The organism is Cupriavidus sp. 01L415, from assembly GCF_056400065.1.
Genome location: NZ_JBFTSP010000061.1, coordinates 1 through 7,399, shown reverse-complemented (window position 1 = coordinate 7,399; position 7,399 = coordinate 1). Strand labels below are relative to the sequence as shown.

10 protein-coding genes are annotated in these 7,399 nt (G+C 59.3%); 6 read left to right on the top strand and 4 right to left on the bottom strand.

Annotated features, from left to right (window positions below; all coding sequences use genetic code 11):
* Positions 1-339 precede the first annotated feature (339 nt).
* Positions 340-783 (bottom strand): hypothetical protein, encoded by a 444-nt coding sequence (locus tag AC1DOX_RS30700; protein ID WP_441624610.1) that lies wholly within the window; start codon positions 781-783, stop codon positions 340-342.
* A 352-nt stretch (positions 784-1,135) separates the two neighbouring features.
* On the opposite strand from AC1DOX_RS30700, the gene AC1DOX_RS30695 reads away from it, so the two are divergent.
* The 6 genes from AC1DOX_RS30695 (at position 1,136) to AC1DOX_RS30670 (ending at position 5,298) form a co-directional block, all read left to right on the top strand.
* Positions 1,136-1,453: a hypothetical protein gene (locus AC1DOX_RS30695; protein ID WP_441624609.1), complete on the top strand. Its 318-nt coding sequence runs from the start codon at positions 1,136-1,138 to the stop codon at positions 1,451-1,453.
* Between the two features lie 82 nt (positions 1,454-1,535).
* Complete coding sequence (locus tag AC1DOX_RS30690) at positions 1,536-1,967, top strand: GNAT family N-acetyltransferase (protein WP_441624608.1); 432 nt, start codon at positions 1,536-1,538, stop codon at positions 1,965-1,967.
* A 233-nt stretch (positions 1,968-2,200) separates the two neighbouring features.
* A complete protein-coding gene (locus AC1DOX_RS30685; RefSeq protein ID WP_441624607.1) occupies positions 2,201-2,722 on the top strand; it encodes a GNAT family N-acetyltransferase in 522 nt (173 codons plus the stop codon).
* A 60-nt stretch (positions 2,723-2,782) separates the two neighbouring features.
* Positions 2,783-3,427, top strand: coding sequence for a HugZ family pyridoxamine 5'-phosphate oxidase (locus tag AC1DOX_RS30680; RefSeq protein ID WP_441624606.1), 645 nt, complete (start codon positions 2,783-2,785; stop codon positions 3,425-3,427).
* A 221-nt stretch (positions 3,428-3,648) separates the two neighbouring features.
* Positions 3,649-3,852: a cold-shock protein gene (locus AC1DOX_RS30675; RefSeq protein ID WP_092137833.1), complete on the top strand. Its 204-nt coding sequence runs from the start codon at positions 3,649-3,651 to the stop codon at positions 3,850-3,852.
* A gap of 309 nt (positions 3,853-4,161) precedes the next feature.
* On the top strand, positions 4,162-5,298 hold the full coding sequence (locus tag AC1DOX_RS30670) for a DedA family protein/thiosulfate sulfurtransferase GlpE (protein WP_477112691.1): 1,137 nt from the start codon (positions 4,162-4,164) through the stop codon (positions 5,296-5,298).
* Between the two features lie 182 nt (positions 5,299-5,480).
* Here AC1DOX_RS30670 and AC1DOX_RS30665 read toward each other — a convergent pair whose 3' ends face one another.
* The 3 genes from AC1DOX_RS30665 to AC1DOX_RS30655 form a co-directional block, all read right to left on the bottom strand.
* Positions 5,481-6,626: a WD40/YVTN/BNR-like repeat-containing protein gene (locus AC1DOX_RS30665; RefSeq protein WP_441624605.1), complete on the bottom strand. Its 1,146-nt coding sequence runs from the start codon at positions 6,624-6,626 to the stop codon at positions 5,481-5,483.
* Between the two features lie 34 nt (positions 6,627-6,660).
* Positions 6,661-6,930, bottom strand: a complete 270-nt coding sequence (locus tag AC1DOX_RS30660) for a MoaD/ThiS family protein (protein ID WP_092137777.1) — start codon at positions 6,928-6,930, stop codon at positions 6,661-6,663.
* 334 nt (positions 6,931-7,264) lie between these two features.
* Positions 7,265-7,399: YdeI/OmpD-associated family protein (locus tag AC1DOX_RS30655; protein ID WP_441616877.1), on the bottom strand; the 135-nt coding region annotated here is incomplete at its 5' end.

The window sequence follows — 7,399 nt, the reverse complement described above, 5'->3', positions numbered from 1 at the left end:
CCCCATCCAGCGTTACCTGATTGTTTTCGACAACTACGCGCCCCCTATGTTCGGCGGCTAGCCATCGAGGGTCGACCGTTGAGACCAACCGCAACTGGTAGATATTCATAAGACTATCCCCGCGGACGATAACTGCGCCGTCTTCATGAAAAACCCACTAAGCGGCGCTCTGCCAATGCGAGAAACGCCTTCATTGCACTTCCCCAAACATGACAAATGCGGAGAAGCCAGGCTGGCCTTTCAGCTCACCCTCGCTCTCCGCAAAGCTCCTGCACTCAGGCTACGTTGTTGCGGCCTTGGCCCTGGCAACGCCCCCTCGGTTCGCCCGATAGGAGCACGTTAGTGCTTCTTCGTCTTGTCCGCGCTGGCTGCGGCCTTCGTGACTTCCGGCTGCACCTCGGGCTTCGCCACATTTGCCTTGGCCTTCACCATGTCGGAATCTTTCTTTGCCTCAGATTTTGCCATACCAGCCTCGGCATTGGCCGCCTTCACCTTGCTCTCCTTGTGGTGGGTGCCCTTGGCGGTGGACTTGCTAGCATCAGCCTTTACGTCTGCCTTTTCCTTGTTGGCGCTGGCTTGAACCTTTGCTTCATCGCCCTGCGCGCTGACACCCTTCTTGTCCTTGTCGGCTTTTGCCTGTGTGGGGCTCTTTTCCTTGACGACCTTCACCTGGTCCTTCGTCGCGCCTGATTGCGGCTGAGTCGCGGAAGCTGGCACACCAGTCTGCGCGAAAACGGTACCGACGAGGGCTGCAGAGGCGAGAGCAGCGAACAGCTTCTTCATGACGTGAACTCCTGGGAGATATTTAGCAGCTCGGCAAGGCGCCTTGCTTATCGGAGAAAACGGTACTGCCCCGAGCCGAGTTGACTCAGAACTCGTGACAATCCGTAAGTTGTGAAACAGGCAAGCTCAAGTCGCGAGTACGGCTGGATGCGCCTCCACCGCCAGCACGGCTTTTCGCGCTCCGACCTCGGTCCACGCAGAAGATGCTCGGTTGTGTAGGAGCCCCAGAAAGTCCGGCTGGACACCTATGCATCAACGTCGCGTTACACAAACTCACCGCTGTGCACATCTGCTAATACATCGTCGAACCATGCTGACCTAGAGTCTCTGCAAGAAAGATAAGGAGAGAATCATGCGAAAGGCCGCAGCGCTCTTGCTTCTGGTCGGCGTTACCGCTCTTGGCTCCAACATGGCTGAGGCGCGGGTGGACGTCGGTATTGGTATTGGCATCCCTGTGCCAGCGGTTGTCGCCCCGCCGCCCGTCTACTACGATCCAGCTCCTGTTGTCGTTCAGCCGCCGCCCGTGGTAGCGGCTCCGGCCTACTATTACGACGACTGGCAGGGCCGCGCCTGGAGAGAGCGACAATGGCGCGAGCGGCGATGGAGAGAGCACGAATGGCGCGAGCGTCGACGCGAATGGCGACGCTGGCATGACAACTACGATGACTAGAATTGGCGAGCGCTAGGCTTGTGAGTAGCAAGCGGAATGCCGAGGCGCTCGTCATCTAGCATTAAGATTTACAGGCAACCCTATGAGGCCGCGTCATGCGACCAAAGAAGACCTTCGTGATGTGGAAGCATTGCTTCGCTCGTGTTCACTGCCGGTTGGTGGAATACGTTGTGAAGCAGTGCGATTTCATGTCAGCCGGGACAGGACCGGCCTCCTTGGATGCGCCGGCATCGAAGAACTCGGTGGCAAAGTTGCCTTGTTACAAGGAGTCGCCGTGGCGAAGCGGGCAAGACGGGCAGGCCTCGCCGCTCTACTGGTTTCCGCCTTGGTGGCCGATGTACGTCTGCGTGGCGTCGAATCCCTGGTCCTCAGAACTGAATCTGCCGCTGGCTATTTCTCTCGCCTTGGCTTCACGCCAGTCGACCGTGCGGCCATACCTGACGAACTGCTGGCTTCTCATGAGTTCTCGGATACCGGGACCCACACAGGGACAGTCATGAAAGTTGAGCTATAGCACCTTCTTCCGCATGCATCGCCAGCCGTCTCGCTACTACGAGTGTTCGCTCAGCAAGTGAGCGACCATCACTTCTTCGACGGCAGGAATCCCACGTTGAGTATCGGAGTCTACTTGGTGCAGAGAGCGTCAATCACAATCGCTTACAGCCCGGCCTGCTCCTCGATGATAGTCTCCCTGAACGGTGTATCGGCGGTGGCATGACCGTCAGAATGACACACACATAAGGCAACATGAATGCCTTCAATATTATTAGATGCGCACTGCAGGCCTTCCTGGCCGCAAAGGACGCACACAGGAGTCACATCCTCATGCTGACCAACGTTGTTCTACGCTCGGCTTTTCGTTCAGATTGGCATCATGTAGCTGCATTGCTTGAGCAGTGCGGCCTCCCCACCTCGGATACTTCCGAGATAATCGAAGACTTCCACGTTGCGCTGTATGAGAACCGCATTATTGGATGTGCAGCAGCAGAGCGTCACGGCTCGAGCGTTCTTATCCGCTCCGTAGCAGTTGAGCCGGCGTACCGAGATGGAGGCATCGCTGGGTGCTTGGTTGAGGCATTGTTGATGCGTGCTCGGGGTACAGTAGCACGCGAAGCCTATATCTTCTCCACAGTGGCTCCCGCCTACTTCGCTCGCTGGGGATTCTCGCTCGTCGCAGCTGAAAAAGTGCCACTGGAGATTAGGTCTTCGCCAGCTGTCCAGCGTGCGGCCCGAACATCAGTGCTTTGCATGCGATGTGAACTAACATAGCAAGAGCAGCACCTCATCGGATAGTGATGGGATGCGGTTGACCAGCAAACCGAGTGAAGAATGTTTGCCGAACGCGCCATCAATCTCCTGCACGAGGCAGCCTACGGAACGCTTGCTACCCACTCAGCCATCCTGCCTGGTTACCCGTACGCGACTGTGGTGCCATATGTCCCAGACGAAGCCCATCGCCCGGTAGTCTGTATCAGCGCCTTGGCCGAGCACACTAAGAATTTGCTCGCAGATTCGAGGGTGAGCTTGTCAGTGCTGCAACCCGAAGCCACTGACGTTCAGACGGCACGCCGGCTGACGGTTGTCGGCGAAGCCGAGCAGTTCGAACCAAGTCAGGCGTTTCTTGCTCATTACCTGCGCTATGAACCGGGGGCCGAGCAGCAGTTGGCGCTGGACTTCATGTTCTTCCGTTTGAACACAATGAGAGTCAGGTTCATCGAAGGCCTCGGACGGATGGGATGGCTGGATAAGGCCGACCTGGACGCAATGGGCCAATTGTCCGGAGAGACTGAGGCTACTCTTGTCCGCGAGGTCTCGCGCATTGTGCCAGCTGGGGTTAGCGTACTCGGCATCGATTGCTATGGCCTGGACTACGTAGCCGGCGCGTTTCGAAAGAGGTTCCGCTTCCCGAGTCAGCCGCTGCTACCAGAAACAATTCTGAACACAGCGTTGAACGCCGCAACGGGCCTTAGTTGATGGGCATGATTCTGGCATCAGTCCCCACCAGCATACCGCCCTCGCGACTCGCCGCCCATCGCCCAAGGTAAACCCTAGCAAGAGGCGCTTGGCGCTAGGGAGGCGACACGATATGCTAACGATACAAGAAGCGGCCGGCAGCGAAATCCTGCGCCGGAGAGTTCAGCGTCTGACAACTTTCTTTGCATGCAGGTTGGCATGCTTTTGGCATCGAGGATGAGATGGCAACAGGTACCGTGAAGTGGTTTAACAGCGAGAAGGGCTACGGCTTCATCACGCCGGATGACGGCGGCAAAGACCTGTTCGCGCATCACTCGGAAATCCAAGGTAATGGGTTCAAATCGCTCGAGGAAGGCGCGAAAGTAGAGTTCGAAGTCACGCAAGGCCAGAAAGGCCCACAGGCATCAAAGATTCGTAAGCTATAGACGCTCGCCCCGGCAGTACAAGTAGCCCTTCTAATCGCCCTGCCCATTCTACATACGCGCGGGTAAACTGAGCTTGATTCACCAAAATCCCCAGCAAACTCACCGGTTTGCTGGGGATTCGTTTCTATCGAAGATATTTTCGGGAGAGGACGGCCCCTCGGGTCTCTCTCCCTCCGTGGTCGCGCCGGCGATGGCCCAGCTAACCTCAACCGATTGCCGGGACAGTCAGCGGCTGCACGCCTGGCTCATGCACCGCTTCCCTTATCTCGCTGGCTCGAGGTCCGCCGCGTCCGCGTCCCTATTCGCAGTGTGTGGAACGGAGGGATACCAATTCTCACTCTGCCAAGCAGCGCCCCTTTGCTCGTGCGACAATGCGACGCGTCGACGCACGCGCCAATCACGCCCTACTCGTGTGTCGAAGATGAGCGGAGTCAGTTGTTGATTGCAGTTTCACCCACCTTAATCTCCGAATGGGGAGCCTCGGTAGTATTCCTCAGCGTCCTGGTCACACAACTTGGCGCGCCGGTTCCGGCCGCGCCAATGCTTCTGCTAGCTGGCGCTCAGGCTGCTGCGGGTTTCGTCTCTTTCGGTTCGGTATTCGTGGCAGCGGTGGCTGCCGTTCTTATTTCGGACGGACTGTGGTTTGTGCTTGGACGGCGCTATGGTCGTCGCATCCTCACACGTCTGGTCCGAGTTTCCCTATCGCTTGACTCAAGTGTTCGGAGGACTCACGCTTGGTTCGAGCGTTACGGGGCACCACTTCTGCTCGTGGCGAAGTTCGTCCCCGGCCTCGGACTTGTCGCATCGCCGCTATTGGGTACCACCAAAATCGACCGAAGGATTTTCTTCTCGTGGGATATTGCCGGCGGTGCGATGTGGTCGGGAGTGTGGCTCGGCGGGGGGGCCCTTTTTGGCCCACAGTTGACCAAGATGATGACTCTGGTCAGTGCGCATGGCGTAACTGTTGCCGAAGTGTTTCTCGCGGTCGGAGCATCTTTCGCAGCATACCGGTGGATTCAGCGCCTGCGTTTTCGTCGCTGGCTCGCGCATATTCGAATCACACCACAGCAGCTGGACGAGATGATGCGGTCCGAGCGTCCGCCTGTCATTCTCGATGCTCGCTCGCAAGCGGTACGCCAGGCGGAACCGCACCGCATCCCCGGTGCAATACCGATTGACCTGGCATCACCCGAGAAAGTTGATGAGGCGCTGCTTGAACACGATCTCGTGGTCTATTGCGTTTGCCCTAACGAAGCAACGGCGAAAAGGATTTCGCAGCAAATGCGTCGAAAGGGATTCCGGCGTGTACGCGCCCTGAAGGGGGGGCTTGATGCGTGGGAACATCACGGATACCCGGTAGAGTCGCTCCCGATGGCGACCGAGCAGGAGGGCCCTGGAGACGATGACAAGGACGAAGTAACTGTGCGTGCCGTTGCTCCGAATTGAGACGACATCGTGTTGAGCTATTGGACCAGCAAGAGGGCCGGCAGGCGCATGGCTGGAGCCGGTGCGCCTGAATTACTGAGGTAGCATCAAGTAAACGGCCGACCGTGTTGACTGCCTTGGTGTTCATCGTCGAACCTGCTGGAACGCTGGCGTGCTATGCCTCACTAGGCCGCCTCATGCCCTTATCCAAAACGAACACAATAAACAGGAGGCAAATGCGCTGAAATCAAATGCCAGCTTTCGCCGCCGTCGTCGGACGTCCATAGCGCGCCGGTGGTCGATCCCATCGCTAGGCGTGCGCCGGAGTTATCTACGGCGAGGCCGTGCCGATACACCAGGTCATACGCCGGTGTGGGCGGCAACCCAAACGAAAAACGCTTGAACGTGCGTCCGCCATCGCGGGTGCGCGTGACGACGAGCTGCCCGTCTACCGGGATCCGGCACTGGTCCTTCACGGCGGGCACGAACCACGCGGTGTCCGGCTCGCGCGGATGCACGGCCACGGCGAAGCCGAAGCTCGATGGTTGCGCTTCAATTCGCTGCCAGTGCGCCGCCCCGTCGGTCGAGCGGAAGATTGCGCAGTGATGCTGCGTCCATAGCACATCCGGGTTGGCCGCGCATTGCACGACGCGGTGCGGGTCTTGCACGTTGGCATCGCCGCGCCGATCCGGCGGCATGTAATCGGCCTCCATGCCGTCGGCAGTCACGCGCCAGGTCGAGCCTCCGTCGATGGTTTGCCAGACGCCGCCGCACGACACGCCGATCGTCACGTGCCGGCTGTTGCGCGGATCGACCATCACGGAATGGATGCCTGGCGCGTCGTAGCCGCCTCCGAACCATTCGCGACGCTCTGGACGATCCCACAGCGCGCGGTTGAGCACCCATGTGTCGCCGCCATCGTCGGAACGGAAGAGCCCGCCGGGAATCGTGCCGGCCCACAAGACGCCCGGCTCGTCCCGGCCACCTGATTCGAGCGACCAGATTTGCTGAAGCGTCCAGGGAGGAGACGGTGGGCTGGGCGCGGCGGCGCTTGCATCGTCCGCACTCGCGTTCGCGCCGTCACCCGTACGCTCGCCGGTTGGCTGCGGCGGGTAGACAGGGGCCGCGCACTCTTCCCAATCCTTCATGCCCGCGCGCCGGCGATGCAACTTCACGCCGAAGTGGCCGAGATTGAGCGCGGCATACAGCGAGCCGTCGCGCGGATCAGGCAGCACCATGCTTACGGGCTCGCCGACGAAATGCGGCTCGCTGAGGGTCCAGCCGCCTTCGCCATTGGCCTGCAGAATGAACAATCCCTTGCGAGTTGCGACAAGCAATCGATCGCTCATGTCGAGTGTCTCCTCGAGTACGACTGGAATCCCGTTATCCGCCCGACAGCGCCTGTATGACGTACACCCGGCTTTTCTCGCCGAGTGCATCGGACAGATGTTGTCGGTCGCGCACCCGCCGGCCGTCAACAAACACGGCCAGATGCCTTCGCAGCGAGCCCTGATCGTCAAGGATATAGCCGCGCAGTTGAGGTTGCACTGCGAAGACGGCCTCGAGTGCTTCGCCAAGCGTGCGCGCGTCGATCTCGCGCTCAGGCGTTGCAATATGTCGCTGAATCGAAGCTGCGAAGAAGATGTGCGCCATGGAGGGGGGACGCGCGGGAACGGCCGTGTCCGTTGGTGTTGTAGTTTAGGCGATCCGCCATGTGGCTTCGGCGCATCACGCTACACCAGACGATAGGGCGTCTCGATGATAGAGAAAGACAAAGGCGGGACATCACGACATCCAGGGGCCGATGCTGGGCGTAGGTGGCGCGGCGCCCTCTTCCATCCAGCCTCCGTCGCCGCCGAGGGTAAGAGGCGGCCGTCGGCCAGTAACAGCCCTTTGGGCGTGTACCACGCATGACGGCTGCTGAGCCGAAGCGGCCATTAGGGGATATTGCCCCCGTTTGGCAAAATCGCCGTCAGAAGCGCAAGATCTATGGATAGAAGGTTTCGCCACGATTCAGCATGTTGACGAATTCTTCGATTTTACGCGCCCTTGTTTCTGGCTTTTTGGCATTCTGTACCCGAAACAGGATGGCGTAGCGGTTACGGCTGTTCAGTGTCGCAAA

Bases quoted from the DNA above. Each gene is read 5' to 3' on its own strand.
- AC1DOX_RS30690 (WP_441624608.1), top strand. From the start codon at position 1,536: ATGAGGCCGCGTCATGCGACCAAAGAAGACCTTCGTGATGTGGAAGCA.
- AC1DOX_RS30700 (WP_441624610.1), bottom strand. From the start codon at position 783: ATGAAGAAGCTGTTCGCTGCTCTCGCCTCTGCAGCCCTCGTCGGTACC.
- AC1DOX_RS30665 (WP_441624605.1), bottom strand. From the start codon at position 6,626: ATGAGCGATCGATTGCTTGTCGCAACTCGCAAGGGATTGTTCATTCTG.
- AC1DOX_RS30675 (WP_092137833.1), top strand. From the start codon at position 3,649: ATGGCAACAGGTACCGTGAAGTGGTTTAACAGCGAGAAGGGCTACGGC.
- AC1DOX_RS30680 (WP_441624606.1), top strand. From the start codon at position 2,783: ATGTTTGCCGAACGCGCCATCAATCTCCTGCACGAGGCAGCCTACGGA.
- AC1DOX_RS30660 (WP_092137777.1), bottom strand. From the start codon at position 6,930: ATGGCGCACATCTTCTTCGCAGCTTCGATTCAGCGACATATTGCAACG.
- AC1DOX_RS30695 (WP_441624609.1), top strand. From the start codon at position 1,136: ATGCGAAAGGCCGCAGCGCTCTTGCTTCTGGTCGGCGTTACCGCTCTT.
- AC1DOX_RS30685 (WP_441624607.1), top strand. From the start codon at position 2,201: ATGAATGCCTTCAATATTATTAGATGCGCACTGCAGGCCTTCCTGGCC.